This window comes from Clostridium acidisoli DSM 12555 (genome assembly GCF_900176305.1).
Taxonomy (GTDB): Bacteria; Bacillota; Clostridia; order Clostridiales; family Clostridiaceae; genus Clostridium_I; species Clostridium_I acidisoli.
The window spans coordinates 486460-507650 of the sequence record NZ_FWXH01000003.1; the positions used below are offsets into that span (position 1 = coordinate 486460).

Consider the following 21191-nt stretch of genomic DNA (forward strand, 5'->3'; position numbering starts at 1 on the left):
ATACTTGATTAATTGACAAGTATAATTGACATAAACATCTATATAAAATACAATAAATATAAAAGAAATTGGAGGTAGATATTATGAAAAAAGAAGATATTCTATTGAAAACGCAATATGGCGGATTAGATGAAAGAGAAGCAAATATATTTCTACGTTCGTTTGGCATAGGTGGTATTGTTGTATGCATTTTGGCTGTAGTGTTTAGCGTTTGGGAAGTAATTCATGGGAAAACATTTTTTCAATTCAGTGCATTTGTTTTTGTATATTTGTGTGCTACTGATTTTTATATGTATAAAAACATAAAAAATAAACGATATTTGATAATTGGGATTTTTTCTGGTATTTTAACTATTGCATTAATTACAATGTTCTTTGCTAGGGGTTAATGTTATGAAAAATGAATTAGTGCTTAAAAATCGATTAAAAGTTGCTCGTGCAGAAAAAGAATTGTCTCAAGGTGAATTGGCGGAACTTGTTGGTGTATCTCGTCAAACAATTAGTTCTATTGAAACAGGTCAATTTTGTCCCACAGCAAAGCTAGCATTAATACTTTGCATAGCATTAGATAAGAAATTTGAGGAACTGTTTTATTTTGATTAATATTAAGAAAAATCATAGTAATCCTCATCCTTATTATATCATACAAAATTTTTAAATAACAGGCTTATAATTTTTACATATTGTGTGTATTATATGAACTGACGTCACTTCGTAGAGAATTGTTTCACTCAAACCTTGAAAAGATGGAGGAGATACTATGAATTCATATGTGCTTAACTTTCAAGAAATTGACAAAACAAGGCTTTCCGTGATAGGGGGCAAGGGTGCCAACCTGTGGGAACTATCAAAGGTTCCTGGGGTAAAAGTTCCAAAATGTTTTTGTGTTATCACAGAAGCCTATAAAAGGATAACTGGAGAGAGCAAGGAACTAAACGGTTTGTTAGAGGAATTATCGCATCTTAGAGTAGAAGATAAGGAGAAAATTAGTAAAGTTAGCAAGAAAATTCGCATGGTCATCGAAAGCTTATCTATTCCTAAGGATATTCAAGAAGAGATTGCAATTTGTCTTACAAGGCTTGGTGAAAAAGATGCCTATGCCGTGCGTTCAAGTGCAACTGCAGAGGATTTACCAACAGCTTCTTTTGCCGGTCAGCAGGATACGTATTTGAACATCATTGGATTAGAAGAAGTCCTAAAGCATATAAGCAAGTGCTGGGCATCGCTGTTTACCGAGAGAGCAATAACTTATCGGCTTCAAAATGGTTTTGATCACCTTAAAGAAAACATATCTGTGTTAGTTCAGAAGATGGTGTTTTCTGAGGCATCAGGAATTTTGTTTACTGCAGATCCCGTCACCTCTAATAGGAAGGCGTTATCTATTGATGCCAGCTTCGGACTTGGCGAGGCTTTAGTATTAGGGCTAGTGAACCCTGATAACTATAAAGTACAGAGTGGCAAAGTTATTGATAAGCAGATATCTAGCAAGAAACTGGCTATTTATGCCTTGAAAAATGGAGGCACAAAAGAGCAGGAGATTGAGCCAAAGATGCAGTATAGGCAAGCACTTACGGATGAACAGATTTTGAACCTCTCACAAATAGGTAGAAATGTTGAAAAACATTTCGGATGCCCACAGGACATGGAATGGTGTTTGTATGATGATACATTTTATATTGTCCAGAGTCGTCCAATCACAAATTTATATCCAATTCCTGAAGCGAATGATGAAGAAAAACATGTATATTTATCTGTGGGACATCAACAAATGATGACAGACCCATTGAAACCATTGGGAATGTCTTTAATGGAGTTAGTATCTTTTGGTCACAGATTTAAAGCCGGTGGAAGGTTGTTTGTTGATGTGGCACAAATGCTGGCTTCACCAGATAGAAGGGAAATGTTGTTAAATAGTATGGAACAACATGATCCGCTCACAAAAGATGCAATGATGAAAATAATAGAGAAAGATTTTATAAAATGTTTGCCAGATGATAAAGAGGAACAGAATGATAGCAAAAACAAAATAAAAGTGTGTCGCCTGCGAATTCAGAGTTGCAAATCGAAAGCAACCCGGCAATTGTTTCTGACTTGATTAAGAAGTGTGAAGTTTCCATAGAAGAGTTGAAACAAAAAATCCAAAGTAAAGCTGGAACAGATTTAATCAATTTTATTTTGGAAGACATAAATGAGTTAAAGAAGATTTTATTTGACCCAAAAAGTTCAGCTGTATTTATGGCTGCTATAAATGCCTCATTGTGGGTAAATGAAAAAATGAGCCAGTGGTTAGGTGAGAAAAATGCAGCAGACATTGTTTCACAATCTGTACCAAATAATATTACTTCGGAAATGGGACTTGAATTAATGGATGTGGCAGATGTGATTCGTCCTTATCCAGAAGTAATTGAGTATTTGCAACATGTAAAAGATGATGATTTTTTGGAGGAACTGGTTAAGCTTCATGGTGGACAGGAAACTAGGGATGCAATCTTGTCTTTTCTGAGCAAATACGGAATGCGATGCAGTGGAGAAATCGATATAACTAGAACCCGCTTCAGCGAAAAACCAATTACACTTGTTCCTATGATTCTCAACAATATCAAAAACTTTGAGTCTAATGCTGGTAAAAAGAAATTTGAGCAAGGGCGACAGGAATCTTTGAAGAAAGAACAAGAACTATTGGATAGATTGATACAGTTACCTTATGGTAAAGAAAAAGCCAAAGAGACAAAACAAATGATTGACCTAATTCGCAATTTTATCGGTTACCGTGAATACCCAAAATACGGCGTGGTTAGTCGCTACTTTGTTTATAAGCAAGCTTTAATGAAAGAAGCGGAACGACTCGTACAAGACGGTGTTATTCATGAAAAAAAAGATATTTACTACCTTACTTTTGAAGAACTTCGCGAAGTGGTACACACCAATAAACTTGATTATGATATTATAGGGAAACGGAAAGGAGAACATAAATTAAATGAGAAATTAACACCACCACGTGTTATAACCTCTGAAGGTGAAATCATTACAGGTAGATACAAACGAGAAAATCTGCCAGATGGAGCTATTGCAGGATTGGCTGTTTCTTCTGGATTTATAGAAGGTAGAGCACGTGTTATTTTAAATATGGAAGATGCTGATTTGGAAGTTGGAGACATATTAGTAACCACTTTTACTGATCCTAGCTGGACACCATTATTTGTATCCATAAAAGGCTTAGTTACTGAAGTTGGTGGACTTATGACCCATGGAGCTGTTGTAGCACGTGAATATGGCTTACCGGCAGTTGTCGGAGTAGAAAATTCTACCAAACTTATAAAAGATGGACATCAAATTCGTGTGCATGGAACAGAAGGGTATGTAGAAATTCTATAATTTTTAGCTATATTTACACAATCGAAAGTCCTTGGTTTATTCCAAGGACTTTCAGCATTTACGAAATACCGATTATGCCTTCTGTAAGAGATATTCTTCCCAATGAAAAATATACAGGAGATGTTCCTTTTTATTCTAATTTACACAGAACCATGTACTTTCTCGTTCTATTGAAACAGGTCAATTTTGTCCCACAGCAAAGCTAGCATTAATACTTTCCATAGCATTAGATAAGAAATTTCAAGAACTGTTTTATTTTGATTAAGATTAAGAAATAATAATACATAGATGAAACTATAGATTCACATACTTATGATAAATGTACCCAAATGGATAAAAAAGTACGATTTAATCCGTATATGGTTTTATATTCCTTTAGCATTTATGTTACAAAGGGATGTAGGTGATAAAAGATTACTTTTGGGATCTAAACATGTTATAATATGACATGAAGAGGTGAGACAATAAATGCATAAGGTTAAAAAAGCTTATTTATATGTAAGTTTGATACGTTCGCTGCCATTATTACTTTTATTCAATATTACTAGTCAAAAAAGTATAATAAATAAAGATATAGCTAGATGGATTAAAATACATAAACTTGAACATCTTAATTATTCACAATTTATGTATTTACATTTATTAGTATTAACTATACCGGAATTTCGAAATTTATTATTTTTTAGATGTAGAGACAGATATTTTTTAAACAGTATTAATAAAATAATATATCCTAGATTAAAATCTTTATATATTACCGATAACAATATTGGAGGTGGACTATATATTCAGCATGGCTTTTCTACTGTAATAACTGCAAATACTATAGGAGAAAACTGTTGGATAAATCAACAAGTAACAATAGGATGGGTAGAAGGCGAGGGGTGCCCTACTATAGGTAACAATGTATATATTTATGCTGGAGCTGTTGTGATAGGTAATATAAACATTGGAGATAACTCAATTATTGGTGCTAATACTACCATTGTAAAAAATGTTCCCCAAAACTGCACTGTAGTAGGCAGTCCTGCTTATATCATAAAAAGAAATGGCATTAAAGTGCACGAAAAGTTATAGCGACACTATATGTAATGAATTCATCAAAATTCTATATTTACACAATCGAAAGTCCTTGGTTCATTCCAAGGACTTTCAGCGTTTACGAAATATCGAAGTTTTATATCATTCCTCCATTAACATAAATGGTTTGACCATTGATCCATCTAGCAGGACCGGCTAAAAATGAAACTACTTCTGCAATATCTTCAGGTGCCCCTAGACGCTCAATAGGGTTCATCTTAGCCAGGTGGTCAATTGTCTCTGCATTTTTACCTTCAAAGAATAGTTCTGTTGCTGTTGGTCCAGGAGCTACCGCATTTACAGTAATATCTTTACCACGAAGCTCCTTTGCAAGTATAAGACTGATTGCATCAACAGCCCCCTTACTAGCAGCATAAGCAGCATAAGTAGGCAATGCGAGTTTCTTTACTGAAGTTGAAATATTAATAATAGCACCTCCAGATCTTACGCGACGGGCAGCTTGTTGGTCAACAACAAATGTACCACGGATGTTTGTATGAATTATTCTATCAAGTTTATCAAGATTGAAATTAACAATTGTATTAAGCTCCATAATACCAGCCGAGTTAACTACAATGTCTACACCGCCAAAATCTTTTTCTGTAATGTCAAAAAGTTTACTGACAGCAGCTTCATCACTAATATCTGCTTTAACAGCAATAGCATTTCCACCTTCTTCTATTATAGATTCTACAGTTTTATCAGCTTCAATAGCATTGTTTGCATATGCGATAACTACTGTTTGTCCGTCAGATGCGAGACGTTTTGAAATTGCACGTCCAATTCCACGTGATCCTCCTGTAACAATTGCAATTCTTTCTTTTTTAGTTGTATTCATAATAAAATCCTCCTAATTTCTCTTTAAAATAATGAAAACACAGTATATACCTTCTGGAATATAAATTTATTATATGTCAGACAGTGCATTATAAGATAGCCTATTAACATAAGATTATTGCCTAATCCTACAAACTATAATATAATTTATATATAAATTAATATTTAGTATAGGAGTTAGAAATGGATAACAAAATTGCGATTTATCAAGAAAAACTGGTTTCAATGATTAATGAAATTGTTAGGGAGGATGGGTTATATGCCACCACAATACCTGCTTTGGAGTTATTTAGAGCATCTAATGTTTCTGAACCTTTACATACTATTTATAAACCATCGCTATTAGTAATTGTGCAGGGATCAAAAATTGTAACATTGGCTGATGAAAATTATAAGTATGATCCAGCATCATATTTAGTTGCATCTGTTCATCTTCCTATTACTGGTCAAATAATTCAAGCGAGTCCTGAAAGACCATATTTATGCGTTCAAATAAATTTTAATACTGAGCAAATACTTGATATTGTTAAGGAATCTGATGAGGTATGGAGTGGCAAGAAGGATTCAGGACGTGGAATAGTTGTAAATGAAATCAATTCAGATTTACTTGATGCTGTGTTAAGACTTGTTAAGCTTTTATATACACCTAAGGATATTCCAATCCTTTCGCCTTTGATAATTCGTGAAATTTTGTATAGAATTTTACAGGATAGACAAGGAGATCTTATTAAACAATTTGCAATGATTGGAAGTCATGCACACTGCATTGCAAAAGTTATTCAGTTTATAAATAGTAATTTTTCAAAATCAATGAGAATTGAAGATTTAGCAAGAAAAGTTAACATGAGTACATCATCATTACATAATCAGTTTAAAAAAGTAACGGCAATGAGTCCCTTACAATATCAAAAACTCATAAGATTGCAAGAAGCTAGACGTTTGTTATTTTCTGAATCAGCTGAAGCTGCGGACGTTGGTTTTCAAGTTGGGTATGAAAGCCCATCTCAATTTAGCAGGGAATATGCACGGATGTTTGGATTGCCTCCTATAAGCGATATAAAGCGCCTCCGAGATTCGTTATCTTCTTAAAATATACCTTTCAGCGATATACGATGAATTATAAACCCGGATATTACAATTTTGCCCTCAATATGATATAATAACTAAAAATATGATTGCCGATTTATTGGAGATATTTTAACTAATTTACTAAAGTATAAGTTGTACATGTTGGCTATTTATTATTAATACTTTAAAAATATTAAGCCGAAATATAGGAAGTATGTATGGAGGAAGTTATGTATATAAAGAAGAAGTTACCAATAACAATGATTACACTAATTTCAATTCCAATGCTGTTATTATGTTATATAATTTATAATTATACATATATGACTGCGACTAAAGATAGTAAGGAGCATATAGTTCAGGTGACTTCAGTAGAGGGTAATGCATTAAATACCTTTATAAATTCACAGGTAAAAGAAGTGGAACTTTCAGCAAGGATAGAAAGTGTTGCAAGACTATTAAAAGAAACAAAAAAATCTGAGGATTTAAAACAATTTGTATATAATGCAGACTCTTTAGGTGTTGATAAACTGCTTGCTTCAAGAGTTGAAGAGCTTAATGATGTTCAGCATTCTTTTGTTTGTGATTTAAATGGTAATATTATAGCTGATAGTAGTTCAGAAGGATTAATGCTAAATGTAACAGATAGGGAGTATTTTAAACAAGCAATAAGTGGACAAACTGTAATAAGTGACGAAATAAAGTCTAAAATCAGCAATAAAAATATAATTGTTATTGCTAGTCCAGTTGTTGATGAACAGAAAAATATAATTGGTTTATATTGTAATGCAATAGAAATTTCAGCTTTTGATAAATTTATAGCAAATATTAAAATTGGTAATACAGGATATGCTTATTTAGTGGATGACAATGGCATTATGATAGCACATCCTGATAAGGCTAAATTAGGGAAAAAAGTCGATAATTTAGTCTTAAAAAAAGTGGTAGCTACAAAGTCATATTTAAACCAAATCGATACTAAATTTGATACATATACATACAATGGAAAGCAAAAATATTTTGGATATACTGTAATACCAAAAATAAATTGGATTTTAGCTGTTTCACAAAATATAAGTGAAGTAAATTCTACAGCAGAATTGGAATTTTACTTTATAATAGGTATAACTATATTAATGCTAATAATAGCCTCAATTATTAGTATACTTTTTTCAAAATCAATAACTAATCCAGTTAACAAATTAATAACTGTAATGAATAAAGCGGAAAATGGTAATTTGTCAGAAACTTGTGATTATAATTCAAATAATGAATTAGGAGTGTTATCAAACAATTTCAATAAGATGATAAAAAAGCTTAGCAATAGTTATGAAGAGTTATCTGCCGTATATGAAGAGCTGTCTGCAACTGAGGAAGAATTGAGGTCTCAATATGAGGAACTTTTGGAAAATCAGAATGCATTAGCTATAAGCGAAGATAGATTTAAACAAGCTTTAGATGGAATAAATGATGTAATTTGGGAGTGGGAAATAAAAACAAATACTTTTTTTGCGTCTGACAAATGGGAAGAATTAACGGGATACAGCAATAAAAATATAGATATCAGTGAACTTTTGAAAATAATTGTTTTAGATGATAAACTTGAAACAATTATAAACAATTATAAAAAGTGTATTGCTGGGTCACAATATTATAGAGAAGAACTTAAGCTTACAACTAAAGGTAGTGAGAAAAAGTGGGCGTTAATAAGAGCTAGGATAATTAGAGATAATGAAGGAAATCCTATTAAACTTACAGGTATTATTTCTGATACAACTAGTATTAGGGAAGCAAATGATAAAATAAGCAAACTTGCCTATTTTGATTCTTTAACAGGAATTCCAAATAGAACTACACTTATGAGCAAGCTTAAAGATGCAATAAATGAAAGCGTAAAAGATAATAAATTAGGTGCAGTATTATTTATAGATCTTGATGATTTTAAAAAGATTAATGACTCGTTAGGACATGATATTGGTGATAAACTTTTAAAGGCAATTTGCATTGAAATAAAGGCTCTTTTAAATAAAAATGAAGCTCTTTACAGATTAGGTGGAGACGAATTCTTAATTATTATGAGTGATGTTAAAGTTAGAAAACAAGTAATAGATTTAACTCATGCAGTACTAAACATATTTAATAAATATTTTGTTTTAGATAATAGACAGGTGTATATAACCTGCAGTATTGGTATTTGTATTTTTCCTTTAGACGGTAAAGATAAAAATGTCATTTTAAAGAATGCGGATACGGCTATGTATAAAGCTAAAGAAAAAGGTAAAAATACTTTTGAATTTTATAGTGAAGAAATGTCAGAAAAAATCTTGAAGGATATGGTAATTGAAAAGGCATTAAGAAGTGGAATAGAAAAAAATGATTTTTACCTTCAGTATCAACCTCAAGTTGATATTGAAACTGGTAAAATAATAGGTGTTGAATCCCTTGTTAGACTAAAAAATGAAGAACTTGGATTTGTATCTCCAGGTGAGTTTATTCCGCTAGCAGAGAAGACTGGTCTTATTATACCAATAGGTGATTGGATTATGGAAACTGCAATTGCTAAAAAGGCAGAGTGGTTTTATAAAGGGTATGGAGATGTGCGTATGTCTATAAATGTATCTTCACTGCAAATTCAGCAGCATGATTTTGTTGAAAAGGTTAAAGCACTTGTTGAAAAATATAAAATAAATCCTAATTTCATGGAATTGGAAATAACAGAAAGTGTTTTAATGGAGTCATTGGACAATAACGTAAGGATTTTGCAGGAATTGATGGACATTGGAATAAGAACTGCACTAGATGATTTTGGGACAGGATATTCTTCCCTAAATTATTTGAGGACTATACCAATTGATACTTTAAAAATTGATAAATCTTTTATTGATGACATTTGTGTAAATGATAAACTGGGAGCTATAGTTGATGGAATTATAGAAATGGCACATAAGTTAGGCATGGAAGTTGTAGCAGAAGGTATTGAAACTATGGATCAACTAAAAGTGATGAAAGAAAAAAAATGTGATATAATTCAAGGTTATGTTTATAGTAAGCCGCTTTTAAGCGATGATCTAGAGAATCTGTTGGAAAAAGGGTTTGACAATCCTTTTTAAGTTATTAGTATACATATTCACCATCGCTTGTGAGTAGCTTTCATAGCTGATTACAGGCGTTTATGTTTTTAATATAAAAATTATGAGGTGATACTCTCTTGAAAATAAACGATTTAATTAGTTTAATGCTATTAGCATCAGTATTAGAGTTACTCTACATAGGATATTTTTCATGGAAAAAAGACAAAGTATATATTTCTATATATATACTCCCTGTAGCTATTTATGCACTTGGATATGCTTTTGAAATACTATGCACAAACATTGAGTGGGTAAAGTTTTGGGTTAAAGTAGAATATTTAGGTGCTTCTTTTCTAGGTGTGATATGGTTAATGTTTGTACTTAGTTTTACCGGTCATATAGAAAAGATTAAAAAAAGAATCCTAATAGCATTATATATTGTACCTTTAACTACATTAGTAATGAATTTTACAAATGATTTTCATCATCTGTTTTATAAAAAAATGTACATGAATAATCAAGGAGTCTTTCCTATTTTAGAAGTAATACATGGTCCCTTTTATTGGGTGCATACTGTGTACACATATGTATTAATGGTTATAGGCCTAGTGATTTTTATAAAGGCTTATTTTAAAGCAGTAACAATTATAAGAAAACAGATATTATTTCTAATAATTGCTTGGATAATTCCATGGATTTCAGATGTTATTTATACGTTTAGATTATTTCAGTTTCATATGGACTTATGTCCACTTGCACTTTCTTTTTCAGCAATAATAAGTAGTTTTGCAATATTAAAACTTAAACTTTTAAAACTTACCCCAATAGCAATGGAGAAGGTATTTTCTAGTATTTCAGATGGGGTTATAATACTAGATCTTGATAATAACATAGTTAATCTTAACAACTCATCAAAAAATATTATTTCAGAATTGAAGGATATAGAGCCAGGAGACAAAAAAATTCATGAGGTGCTTAAGGATTATAAAACAGTACTAAAAGCTTTAGATAGTGATACTTACAATGAATGTTTAGTGAACATAAAAAATGGAGGCTCATTAAGGTATTATAAGATGAATATTAACAATGTATATGAAAAATCTCGTAAAGTAATTGGGAAAATACTAATGTTTCATGACATTACTGAAATCGAGCTGCAGAAGAAAAAGGTATCTGATAATTTGAATTTTATTGAAACACTTATAGATGCTATTCCTAACCCTATATGTTATATGGATGAACATATAGTATATAACCATTGCAATGTTGCCTTTGCAGAATTTTTAGGTAAAAATAAAGAAGAAATCATAGGAAAAACTGTTTATGAAATATATGAAAAGGAATTAGCAGAAATTAATGAAAATGAAAATAAGAAGTTAATAGAGAAAAAGGGAACTCAAGTTTATGAATCAAAACTTAAATATCATGATAACACATATCATGATATGATTTTTAGCAAATCAGTTGTTGCAAACGAAGCTGGAGATGCTAATGGATTGTTTTGTATTGCAATAGATATTACAGAACAGAAAAAGGATAAGGAAAAAATAAATAAGTTATTAAAGTTAAAGGAATCAATGCTGAAAATAGGATATTCCATCAATGGAGCAGCTAATATTAATAATTTACTTCAACTAATATTAGATGAGGTTATTAGTTGTATTGATGAAAGAAGTTGTGGTTCTATATTACTTTTAGATGATGATAAAAATTTAAAAATAGCTGTAGCTAAAGGTTATGCCTCAGAGGAGGTTAAGAAATTTGAAGTTATGCTTGATGACCACCTTACGTGGTTTAATAACGGTAAAAATATTAATGAAACAGTAGTTTGTAATGATATTGACAAAAACCCAAATATAAAGATATTAGATACAAAAGGAAGGGAAAAAATAAAATCTGCTATTAGTTCACCTATTATTGTTGATGATCAATTATATGGTTTTTTAAACATTGATAGTAGCTATAACAATATTTTTAATGCTGGGGATATAGAACTAATGGAATACATGAGAAATCAGGTATCCATTGCAATTTCTAAGCATAAACTTTATGAACAAACTGTATATTTATCTAGATATGATAAATTGACCAATGTATATAATAGAAGTTATCTTGAACAATCACTTAATTCTGTTATTTATAATGATAATGCAGAAAAACAAGAGTTTTTTATAGCGATTTTTGACTTAAATGGACTGAAATTGGTTAATGATAATTATGGTCATTTAGTTGGTGATGAATTGATTAAAACATTTTCAAATGGAATAAGTAGTTTAAAGGGAGCTTCCGATATTATAGGAAGGTTTGGAGGAGACGAATTCGTTGGAGTTTTCTTCAATGTAGATTTACAAAGCTTAGTCAATAAATTTGATAGCTTAATTGAACACTTTAATAATAATCCAATAATTTTTGAGGAAAGCAAAATAATTTGTAGCTATAGTTATGGTATTGTTAAATTTCCAGCAGAAGCAAGAGAGTTACAGAAGTTATTAAAAATTGCCGATGAACGTATGTATGAATATAAACGCATACTAAAAAATAAAACTAATAAAGCAAAGTAGCTTTAGGGGGCAAAGGTAGTGAGATTTGATGCTGAAATTTTTGATCAAGTTGAATCTTTATTTAAGGTCACTAAATTTAATGACCATCAACTTCATTGTGTAATAAACTTTGAGGGTAAGATTAATAAGGATATTATGAAAAAATCAATAGTTTTAATGTTAGAGGTAGTACCTATTCTTGGAAGCAGCTATGTGACTTATAAAGGCCGTCCTTATTGGGAAAAGGTAGATGCTTCAAGATATAAAGATGTGATAATTTTTACGGATAATGAAGTTGAATTTAATAGCTTTATAACATCTAAAACAAATAAATTTACTGCTCCTCAAATGAAAGCCTGTGTATTAACCTCGCGCAAAGATTCATTATCCATTATTATGAATCATATGATTTGTGATGCTGCTGGCTTTAAGGAGTATTTGTATATGTTAAGTGATTTGTATTCAAAGCTTATTAGGAATTCTAATTATTCACCGGATTATATAATTAACGGAGATAGAAGCTTAAAAAGAATTAATAAGCAATTTACATTAAAAGATAAGGTAAAGGCATTAGTATTACAAAATAAAGAAAGTAATAAAAATAGTTCGTATAAATTTCCAATGAGTGAAGAAAAAGAAACTAATCCTTTTATTTTGACTCATAAAATACCTAAAGATAGATATTTATTAATCAAAGAATATTATAAAAAACATAACGTTACATTAAACGATGTGGTTTTAGCAGCATATTATAGAGTTCTTTATAATATGCTAGATTTAGATTCTAAAAGTGAACTTAATATTCCTATAATGGTTGATATGCGTAGAAACCTTAAAGATAAAAAGTTTGACGCATTGTATAATCTTTCGTCTACTGCCATAACCCACATTGATCATAATATTAATGATAATTTTTATGATACAGTAGTAAAAGTTAATAAAGATATGAATTTAAAAAAAAGCAAAGCTATCGGCTTAAATGGCGTTGTGAAGCTTTTGGTGACTTTTGGAATCTTCAATTATAAACTCAGTAGTTATTTGGTGGAGAAAAATCTTAAAAATCCTTTAATTTGTATGACTAACATAGGAATATTGGACTCTCAAAGGCTTATATTTGAAGGTACAGAAATAGACCAAGCATTTATGAGTGGCTCAATTAAATATAAACCACATTTTCAGCTAGCTTTGTCAAGCTTTAAGGACAGTATAACTTTCAGTGTTAACTTATATGGAAGTTCAAAAGATAAAGAAAACATTGAAAATTTTTTTACTTTACTTGATAAAGAACTCCCACAATAGCAGTTTCAGCTGATGATTTTTCATGATTGAGAAATTGCATATACTTATAATCACTTAAAAATGTTGATTTATTACTTACAAATACTTATAATAAGTATAGAAGGTGATTTAATGTATCAAGAAGAAAGACTTTTAAAAATATTAGAATACTTAAATGAACATAATGCAATGTCCATTCATGATATTTGTGAAATGTTTAATATATCAAGAGATACTGCACGCCGTGATATTTTAAAACTTATAGGTCAAGAAACGGCAATTCGAACTCATGGAGGAATTAGCTTACCAGTTTTAAAAAATACGATTAAAGAATATAGAGAAAGAATTAAAGCTTATTCTGAAGAGAAAAAAAATATTTCAAAGAAAGCTATAGAATTTATTGAGGAAAACAAACACTATTTTTTTGATGTTTCCACCATAATAAGTTTTTTGGCAAAAGAAGTAAATAAACCTATTTGGGTATTGACACATTCTCTGGATAATATTGAAATGCTTTCTGAAAAAGAAGATGTTTCTGTACATTCTATTGGAGGATGTCTTAATAAGAAAAATAGATTTTTTTATACACCCAATTGTATAAGTTATTTTGACGGTATAAGGTTTGACATTGCATTTTTAGGAGCAGCTGCCATAACAGAAGATGGCATTTATTATGTAGATGAAGAGGATGTTTTCATTAAACAAGCAGCTGCTAAAAAATCTGATGTAGTAATTATTCTTGCTGAATATGAGAAGTTTAAACGTTTAAGTTATTATAAAGGTGTAGATTGGGAACAAATCGATGTTATTATTACTGATAAAATGCCGCCAGCTGTCTTTGCAAATATTATACAATCAAATGATATTAAATTAATCATTACTTAGTATATTTTAGGAGGATGAGTTTATGGGAAATTTTAAAATGATATGCCTAGATATTGATGGAACTTTATTAAATTCTAATCACAAAATTTCTAAAGAAGTAAAAGATACAATTAATATAGTTGCAAATCAAAAGAAGATGCTTGTGATATTGGTTTCAGCTAGAATGCCAAAAGGAATAATATTTTTACAAAAAGAACTTGAAATAAATCAACCAATTGTTTGTTATAGTGGTGCCTTGGTTTTAGATAAGGATGGAAAAACTATATCAAAGAAATATATAAATGTTTTAGACTTAGAAGAAATATATAAATTAGTGCTTAAGTATAATATTCATATTAGCTTATATAAAAATGATGAATGGTATATAGAGAAAATGGATTATTGGGCTATGCAGGAAAGTGAAATAACAAATATTATTCCTAAAATCGCAGATTTTAAAGGTTTAATAGAGTTATGGAAAAAGGAAGGCACAGGACCAAATAAGATTTTGTGTATGGGGAATGCTGATAAAATAACTTTCTTAAAAGAAAATATTAAAGTTAATGATTTAAATATATATCCATCAAAACCAACATACTTAGAAATTATGCCAGCTAATACAACTAAAACATCTGCTATTAGCTGTTTGCAAAAGAAATTTGATGTAAGCAGAGCTGAAATCATAACTATGGGTGATAATTATAATGACATAGATATGTTAGAATATGCTGGACTTGGCATAGCTATGGGGAATGCTCCAGAAGATGTGAAAAAACATGCAAAGGATGTAACCCTAACAAATGATGAGGATGGTGTAGCAGAGGCATTAAAAAAATACGTGTTATAATAAATTGAACAGCTTAATATAACTGAAATTAAAAGGGAGTCAAAGAATTATTGGTGAAAATGTAAAAACACCTTGACATTTTGAAGAATAGTTTAGTAATATAATTATATAATAAATGTAAAGAACTTTTTACATTTATAAAGGAGGTCTTCAAAATGAAGGGATTTAAAAAAATGGACGAAATGGAGCAGTATATTGCACTAAAAAGCTTAAAGATTGCCTATGTTTTTACTATTATCTTTTTGGTTATATTGGCTGTAATAGACATGAAAAATAACAAGGTAAATAGTACTGCTTTATTTCTATTAGTAGTACAAAACCTTATCCTTATATTTTCTCAATTTTATTTTAAAAAAAAGTTAGGCGATAAATAATGCGAAACATAGTTAAATTATTAAGAAAAGAAAAGGGATTAACACAAGAGGAATTGGCACAAAATCTTTCTGTTACAAGACAAACAATTAATGCAATAGAAAATAATAAATATAATCCTACTCTTGAATTGGCACTTAAAATTGCAAAATTTTTAGAAATGCCTGTAGAAAAAATATTTTATATTGATTAGTAATGTAACAAGACTACCAATTATATCCTTGCACATAAGTTTGACATGCATCTATATCTACACTATAATTTATACGTAATTGAAAAAGTAAGGAAGCGAAAATCAATATGATAAATATCATTAAAACTGCAATTATAACCATAATAATATCAATTATATCTGGCTTATTGTTAGAACATTTTAAAAGTTTAGCACCTAGAATATTATGCAAGACAGGAGATCTTAAACCTATAAAAATAAATAACAAAAAAGTATATTCATACAGTATTACTGTAAGTAATATATCAAATAAAATAATTCATGATCTAACTGTAAATATACAAAATCCACAAGGGAATTTAAAAATTGCAAATTCCAAAATAACAAAGGGTTTAAAATACGAGTCTTCAATAGAGGACAACATTATAGATATCGATATACCTTATTTAAGTAAAGGTGATAAATTTTTAATTATAGTATATTTAGAAAATGAATATGAAGCTCATAATAAGCCTGTTATTGTAATGAGATCACCGGAGAATTTTAAGCAGATAGACTCTGCAGAGAAAAATGGAATGCTGGCATCATTACTTAATAAGAAGGCCACGACTCCAAATGTACAAAATGGAAACAAAAAAGTGGTTCCTAATAAAAAGATAATAGTGATTGCTGTATCGATTGTTCTAGTTTTGATTGTTGTAGTTTTAGGAAAACTTTATTTAAATCAGACTTCTGCTAATAGTGCTAAAACTAACGATGTAAAACAGTCAACAGATAATGAAACGGGGAATACATATAGCAATACAACCCCAGAGGTGACAAATAAAAGTACAAGTATAACGCCAGGTGTAACAACTACAAACACAGGTGCAAATACAGCACCGAAAAGTACAACTAAAGGTACAGGCACAAATACACTGCCGGCTAGTACAACTACAAACACGGGTACAAATACACCTACAAATAGTACAACTAAAAGTACAGATACAAATACAACACCTGGAAGTTCAACTAAAAATACAGATACAAATACAACACCTGATGGGACAAATCAAAATACAAGCACCAATGCAGCATCAGGCAGTACAACCGGAAACACAGGTACAAATGCATCACAAACAGGAAATACAGCTAAATAGGGAATAAAAACTATTTGAGTGCAGCTTTACTATAAGTATAAATAATTCTTTTATGCACATCATATTTAAAAAGTGGATTTAATTTGGAGGAAAATATGAGTACAAAAGTGAATTTTTTATGCGATATAAAAGGTGGAAATAATATAAAAACATCATTGATGGTAATGAAAATAATATTTAGAGAGTCTGATAAAATTATATGTATATTAGCAGATAAGAGTGGAGAAATAAAAGCTAGCATACCAGGTAAGGGCAGTGATATTAAAGCTGGTAGAGTTATAGAGATTGATGGCTTTAAAGGTGGAAATCTAGACGTGAAAAAATATAAATCTATTTCAGATTATAATATCTCAGACTATCTTCCAACTGTAAAGAGACCTATTGAAGACATTATGAAAGAGATTCAATTATATACAGATGAATATATTATTTCAAGAGAAGGTAGGACTTTGAATGATTATTTTTTTAAGGATGAAATATTTTTAGATAAATTTAAAAGAGGAATTGGTGGAGTCTCTATGCATCATAATTATATAGGTGGACTTGCAGAGCATACCCTAAACGTAATGAATTTAACTGCAATGCTTTGTGAAAAATATAAATGCAGAAGAACTGAAACAGCAGTACTAGCAGCAAAATTTCATGATATAGGAAAAGTTTATGAATATAGTTATGATGGTCCTTTTAGATATACACTTAGAGGAGAAATGGAAGGACATATTGTTATTGGAGTAGAGCTAATAGATGAAGCCGTTAGAAAAAATCCTACAATTTATTCAGAGGATTTTATTACTAGAATAAAGGGTTGCATTGTTCAACATCATGGTAAGCTAGAACACGGTTCTCCAAGAGAAATGAATATGGAAGAGTCATTCATAGTTAATTATGCTGATTCTATAGATGCTACTATGAATAAGATTTCTCAAATAAAGGATAAAACAGAACCAGGAAATTGGTCAGAATTTGATAGGAGAATCGAAAGGAAATTATATTTATAATAAGAAGGCAGCTAACCAAACAGGTTAACTGTTTTTTATTATAAAAAATTAATCTGTTGACAATATACAACGTTAGGTATATATTTAAAACATAACCAACGTTGGATACAAAGGAGAATATTTATGGTAAGAGCGCTAATATTATATTTTTTAAGTATAAAGCCTACACATGGCTATGATATACAAAGATTTATTGAAATAAATGGAATGGACCAATGGGCGAGGATACAGTCAGGCTCTATTTATTATGCGTTAAATAAACTGGAGAAACAAGGTTTTATTTATACTTTAAGAGAAGAAAGAAATGGAGCAAGAATTAGAAAAATTTATGCTATTAATGATAACGGCAAGGAAGAATTAAGAAGAACTTTAAAAGAGGAACTGTTAAAACCAATTGATGGTGTTGAATCTGATAAATTCATGATATATTTAATGTTTAACAGACTAACAAAAGATGAAATAATAAGTGGTGTTAGAGAACATATAAAAAGCTTAGAAGAAAAGAAAAAATGGTGGGAAAAGGGTAGAGAGCTTAAAGTGTTAGATACAACTTTAAAATCTGAGGTACTGCATTTTGACGTGGTGATTAATACATTAGATTATCATGTTAAGTGGCATGAGATGCTAATTAAAGAAGTAGATGATTTATTTAAATTTTCGGATGGAGTGGAAAACCTTATAGGTAAAATCGATTTTGGAAATTTAGATGAGGTAAAATACAAACTTGAAGGCTGTAAGAATTTTACAGAGATTCAGCAAATAACAGATGATATAGTAAAAGATCCAAATAACCTTGAAGAAAAATTAGCAAAGTTAATTAATTTGTTAAGAGAAAATTAAGAGAGAAAACTCTCTTTTTTTAAAAGCTAATATCCAATGTTGGATAATTAACTTTATATATATAATGTTGAGGAGGATTTAAAATGGAATATATTTTAAAAGTAAAAGAACTTGAAAAAAATTATGGGGAAAGAAAAGTAGTAAAAGGTATAAGTTTTAATGTTAAGGCTGGTGAAATTCTAGGGTTTTTAGGGCCTAATGGAGCTGGGAAAAGCACAAGTATAAATATGATATCAACAGTTGTGGATTATGATAAAGGAAGCATATTTTTTCTTGATAAAGATGTAAAAACAAATGAAAACTGTCTTAAGAAAAATCTTGGAGTGGTACCTCAGGATATAGCAGTTTTTAGTGATCTTTCTGCATACAACAATGTAAAATTTTTCTGTAGTTTATATGATTTTAAAGGTAAAGAGCTAAAGGAAAATGTAGAGGAAGCATTAAATTTTGTTGGCTTATGGGATAGAAGAAAAGATTTACCTTCGAAGTTTTCAGGAGGTATGAAGAGAAGATTAAACATTGCTTGTGCTATAGCACATAGGCCTAGACTTTTAATTATGGATGAACCAACGGTTGGAATAGATCCTCAATCAAGAAATAATATTTTAGACACCGTGAAAAAATTAAATGAGAGTGGAACGACTATAATCTATACTTCTCACTACATGGAAGAAGTTGAGCATATATGTACCAATTTAATAATAATGGATGAAGGTCATATTATTGAAGAAGGAACAAAGGAGCAACTAAAAAGCAAATATTTAAAAGATAATTTAGAAGAGATTTTTTTAGAGCTAACAGGAAAAGAATTAAGAGATTAGGAGGGGTATAAATGAATGGTTTTATTAAACTTATGGTATATGGATTACAGAGAAGAATGAAAGATTTTTTTATAATAATATATAGTGTAATATTTCCGATAGTGGAAATATTGCTTTTAGGATATTTGGCTACTAATTTTTTTAAAGGAGATAGTTCGATTACTTCAAATCATTATTACACGCTAGTATTAATTCCATTTTATCTATTGACTAGTATTATTACTGTAGCTTTCGTAGCAAAGGATGAAAGTCTTTGTAAAACTTCCTACAGATTTATAATTGCACCAATAGATAATGCAGCTATAGTTTTATCTAAAGTTTTATCGTGTACAATTGTAATATGGATTTGCAGCATTATAATTTTATTAATTACAAGAGTTTTGTTAGGTATTAATTTTGGAAGTAATACTCCAATAATACTTTTAATGTTTTTTACAGAAACCTTAATGGCATCAGCTATAGGAATATATTTGGGAATATGTATAAAAAACTTTGGAACCATCAAAGGAATTTTAAATATACCTTTAAGTATTTTTGGACTTTTAGGAGGTTCATTTTTCCCAGTAGGTTCCCTTGGTGATAAATTTGAAAAAATCACCTATATATCGCCTTTCACATGGATAAATAGAGGACTTATATCAGTAGTTTATGATAACAATGATAAGATTTTGATATATTCAATAGGGGTTACTTTAATTATAGCAATAATGTTTTCGGTTTTATCCATAATTTCATTTAAAAAGGAGGCCTTTTTATAATGAGAATTATATTCATTGTATTTGTTTCAAATTTTAAAAGAGCGTTAAGTGATAAGAAGAAATTTATTATCAATTTATTTGTACCAATTATTGTAATTGTCTTGGCCATGTTTGTAAATTATATTAGTAGTCCATCTATAAACATTGGTATAGTTAAAAATGTAAATTTCAAAGAAGGTAACAGAATAATTTCATTACTAAAAAATACAAAAGGGATTAATATAAAGATTACTGATGATAAGCTAATAAAGACAGAAACCATTTTAGGAAAATATGATGAAGTAATAACTTTAAACAAAAGCTTTAAGAAAAATGAAGTAAAGCAAATTGATAAGTATTTTAGTTTTTATAATGTAAAGGATAAAAAAACTAATGATGCTATGAAAAAATTAGTAAAAATATATTTGTTAAGTAATAAGCCCATAAATATGGAAGGTACAGTTAGTGAGCTTCAAGGTTTAACACTGTCAAAGGAAGAACGGATAATATCATTTTTGGCAACAGTTCTTCTAATAACAACAGTTGTTAATGCAGCGGTAATAATAAGAGATAGGGAAGAAAATACTTTTTACAGATTCATGTATTCGCCAAACAAAAAGTTCAAATACATTTTAGGCAACATATTGTTTAATTATGTTTTTAGCTATATACAGTTATGTATAGCTATTATCGTTACACGTATTTTGGGTATGAAACTTGAAACTTCACTTTTAACTTTACTTATTTATGGTTTACTTCTAACACTTCTAATGACAACCTTTGGAACATTTATAGCTTGTATATTTAATAAAGAACTTTATGCAAATTTGTTCGCAGCAGCCATAAGTTTAATTTTATCATTAATAGGTGGAACATTTATAGTATATGATAAAATGCCAAAGGGTTTGCAAATGTTAAGTACAATTACACCAAATAGATGGATAATAAAATCTGTTCAATACCTGGAACATGGCACAGCGAATACTGTAAATCCAATGATAGTTTTGATAATCTTTAGTGTGATATTTTCTATAGCAGCAGCATTTATGAATGGAGTGCGAAAGGCAGAATTAAAATGATAAACTATTTTTCATAAGCTTTGAATAACATCATGATGATAATGGAATAGTATCATTTTCTATACTACATTTC

Annotated in this window: 17 protein-coding genes and 3 pseudogenes; 19 read left to right on the top strand and 1 reads right to left on the bottom strand. The window is 29.8% G+C overall.

Annotated elements, in window-relative coordinates; all coding sequences use genetic code 11:
• Positions 1-83: 83 nt before the first annotated feature.
• The 5 genes and pseudogenes from B8978_RS07430 to B8978_RS07445 all read left to right on the top strand — a co-directional run bounded on the left by B8978_RS07430 (position 84) and on the right by B8978_RS07445 (position 4452).
• On the top strand, positions 84-389 hold the full coding sequence (locus B8978_RS07430) for a DUF6442 family protein (protein WP_084115005.1): 306 nt from the start codon (positions 84-86) through the stop codon (positions 387-389).
• Positions 390-393: 4 nt separating this feature from the next.
• Positions 394-603 (top strand): helix-turn-helix transcriptional regulator, encoded by a 210-nt coding sequence (locus tag B8978_RS07435; protein ID WP_084115006.1) that lies wholly within the window; start codon positions 394-396, stop codon positions 601-603.
• Positions 604-760: 157 nt separating this feature from the next.
• A pseudogene (ppsA, locus tag B8978_RS07440) lies at positions 761-3375 on the top strand (phosphoenolpyruvate synthase).
• Between the two features lie 166 nt (positions 3376-3541).
• Positions 3542-3640: pseudogene (locus B8978_RS20500) on the top strand (helix-turn-helix transcriptional regulator); the annotation flags it as partial.
• A gap of 203 nt (positions 3641-3843) precedes the next feature.
• Positions 3844-4452: a serine O-acetyltransferase gene (locus tag B8978_RS07445; RefSeq protein ID WP_084115007.1), complete on the top strand. Its 609-nt coding sequence runs from the start codon at positions 3844-3846 to the stop codon at positions 4450-4452.
• Between the two features lie 100 nt (positions 4453-4552).
• Here the strand turns inward: B8978_RS07445 and B8978_RS07450 are convergent, their stop codons facing one another.
• Entirely contained in the window at positions 4553-5293 is a 741-nt protein-coding gene (locus B8978_RS07450; RefSeq protein ID WP_084115008.1) for an SDR family oxidoreductase, read from the bottom strand.
• Positions 5294-5475: 182 nt separating this feature from the next.
• Between B8978_RS07450 and B8978_RS07455 the strand changes: the two genes are divergently transcribed.
• The 14 genes and pseudogenes from B8978_RS07455 to B8978_RS07520 all read left to right on the top strand — a co-directional run bounded on the left by B8978_RS07455 (position 5476) and on the right by B8978_RS07520 (position 21118).
• Positions 5476-6381 (top strand): AraC family transcriptional regulator, encoded by a 906-nt coding sequence (locus B8978_RS07455; RefSeq protein WP_084115009.1) that lies wholly within the window; start codon positions 5476-5478, stop codon positions 6379-6381.
• 209 nt (positions 6382-6590) lie between these two features.
• Positions 6591-9470, top strand: a complete 2880-nt coding sequence (locus B8978_RS07460) for an EAL domain-containing protein (protein ID WP_084115114.1) — start codon at positions 6591-6593, stop codon at positions 9468-9470.
• A 98-nt stretch (positions 9471-9568) separates the two neighbouring features.
• A complete protein-coding gene (locus B8978_RS07465; protein WP_242950505.1) occupies positions 9569-11992 on the top strand; it encodes a histidine kinase N-terminal 7TM domain-containing protein in 2424 nt (807 codons plus the stop codon).
• An 18-nt stretch (positions 11993-12010) separates the two neighbouring features.
• Complete coding sequence (locus tag B8978_RS07470) at positions 12011-13270, top strand: siderophore synthetase (protein ID WP_084115010.1); 1260 nt, start codon at positions 12011-12013, stop codon at positions 13268-13270.
• Positions 13271-13381: 111 nt separating this feature from the next.
• Positions 13382-14134 carry a DeoR/GlpR family DNA-binding transcription regulator gene (locus tag B8978_RS07475; RefSeq protein ID WP_084115011.1) on the top strand — a complete coding sequence of 251 codons (753 nt, stop codon included), beginning with the start codon at positions 13382-13384 and terminating at the stop codon, positions 14132-14134.
• Positions 14135-14156: 22 nt separating this feature from the next.
• A complete protein-coding gene (locus B8978_RS07480) occupies positions 14157-14960 on the top strand; it encodes a Cof-type HAD-IIB family hydrolase (protein WP_084115012.1) in 804 nt (267 codons plus the stop codon).
• A 155-nt stretch (positions 14961-15115) separates the two neighbouring features.
• Positions 15116-15334, top strand: a complete 219-nt coding sequence (locus B8978_RS07485) for a hypothetical protein (RefSeq protein ID WP_084115013.1) — start codon at positions 15116-15118, stop codon at positions 15332-15334.
• Positions 15334-15525 carry a helix-turn-helix transcriptional regulator gene (locus B8978_RS07490; protein WP_084115014.1) on the top strand — a complete coding sequence of 64 codons (192 nt, stop codon included), beginning with the start codon at positions 15334-15336 and terminating at the stop codon, positions 15523-15525. The genes B8978_RS07485 and B8978_RS07490 overlap by 1 nt, the downstream gene beginning before the upstream one ends.
• Before the next feature lie 107 nt (positions 15526-15632).
• Positions 15633-16643 carry a hypothetical protein gene (locus B8978_RS07495; protein WP_084115015.1) on the top strand — a complete coding sequence of 337 codons (1011 nt, stop codon included), beginning with the start codon at positions 15633-15635 and terminating at the stop codon, positions 16641-16643.
• A 95-nt stretch (positions 16644-16738) separates the two neighbouring features.
• Positions 16739-17641, top strand: coding sequence for a 3'-5' exoribonuclease YhaM family protein (locus tag B8978_RS07500; protein WP_084115016.1), 903 nt, complete (start codon positions 16739-16741; stop codon positions 17639-17641).
• 123 nt (positions 17642-17764) lie between these two features.
• Positions 17765-18481 carry a PadR family transcriptional regulator gene (locus tag B8978_RS07505; RefSeq protein WP_084115017.1) on the top strand — a complete coding sequence of 239 codons (717 nt, stop codon included), beginning with the start codon at positions 17765-17767 and terminating at the stop codon, positions 18479-18481.
• Between the two features lie 83 nt (positions 18482-18564).
• Positions 18565-19233: pseudogene (locus tag B8978_RS07510) on the top strand (ABC transporter ATP-binding protein); the annotation flags it as partial.
• An 80-nt stretch (positions 19234-19313) separates the two neighbouring features.
• Entirely contained in the window at positions 19314-20060 is a 747-nt protein-coding gene (locus tag B8978_RS07515) for an ABC transporter permease (protein ID WP_242950506.1), read from the top strand.
• A complete protein-coding gene (locus B8978_RS07520; protein WP_084115019.1) occupies positions 20060-21118 on the top strand; it encodes an ABC transporter permease in 1059 nt (352 codons plus the stop codon). Before B8978_RS07515 ends, B8978_RS07520 begins: the two co-directional genes overlap by 1 nt.
• Positions 21119-21191: the final 73 nt, after the last annotated feature.

Excerpts from the sequence above, each read along its gene's own strand:
- B8978_RS07430 (WP_084115005.1), top strand. The coding sequence starts at position 84 with ATGAAAAAAGAAGATATTCTATTGAAAACGCAATATGGCGGATTAGAT.
- B8978_RS07435 (WP_084115006.1), top strand. The coding sequence starts at position 394 with ATGAAAAATGAATTAGTGCTTAAAAATCGATTAAAAGTTGCTCGTGCA.
- B8978_RS07445 (WP_084115007.1), top strand. The coding sequence starts at position 3,844 with ATGCATAAGGTTAAAAAAGCTTATTTATATGTAAGTTTGATACGTTCG.
- B8978_RS07450 (WP_084115008.1), bottom strand. The coding sequence starts at position 5,293 with ATGAATACAACTAAAAAAGAAAGAATTGCAATTGTTACAGGAGGATCA.
- B8978_RS07455 (WP_084115009.1), top strand. The coding sequence starts at position 5,476 with ATGGATAACAAAATTGCGATTTATCAAGAAAAACTGGTTTCAATGATT.
- B8978_RS07460 (WP_084115114.1), top strand. The coding sequence starts at position 6,591 with ATGTATATAAAGAAGAAGTTACCAATAACAATGATTACACTAATTTCA.
- B8978_RS07475 (WP_084115011.1), top strand. The coding sequence starts at position 13,382 with ATGTATCAAGAAGAAAGACTTTTAAAAATATTAGAATACTTAAATGAA.
- B8978_RS07480 (WP_084115012.1), top strand. The coding sequence starts at position 14,157 with ATGGGAAATTTTAAAATGATATGCCTAGATATTGATGGAACTTTATTA.
- B8978_RS07485 (WP_084115013.1), top strand. The coding sequence starts at position 15,116 with ATGAAGGGATTTAAAAAAATGGACGAAATGGAGCAGTATATTGCACTA.
- B8978_RS07490 (WP_084115014.1), top strand. The coding sequence starts at position 15,334 with ATGCGAAACATAGTTAAATTATTAAGAAAAGAAAAGGGATTAACACAA.
- B8978_RS07495 (WP_084115015.1), top strand. The coding sequence starts at position 15,633 with ATGATAAATATCATTAAAACTGCAATTATAACCATAATAATATCAATT.
- B8978_RS07500 (WP_084115016.1), top strand. The coding sequence starts at position 16,739 with ATGAGTACAAAAGTGAATTTTTTATGCGATATAAAAGGTGGAAATAAT.
- B8978_RS07505 (WP_084115017.1), top strand. The coding sequence starts at position 17,765 with ATGGTAAGAGCGCTAATATTATATTTTTTAAGTATAAAGCCTACACAT.
- B8978_RS07515 (WP_242950506.1), top strand. The coding sequence starts at position 19,314 with ATGAATGGTTTTATTAAACTTATGGTATATGGATTACAGAGAAGAATG.
- B8978_RS07520 (WP_084115019.1), top strand. The coding sequence starts at position 20,060 with ATGAGAATTATATTCATTGTATTTGTTTCAAATTTTAAAAGAGCGTTA.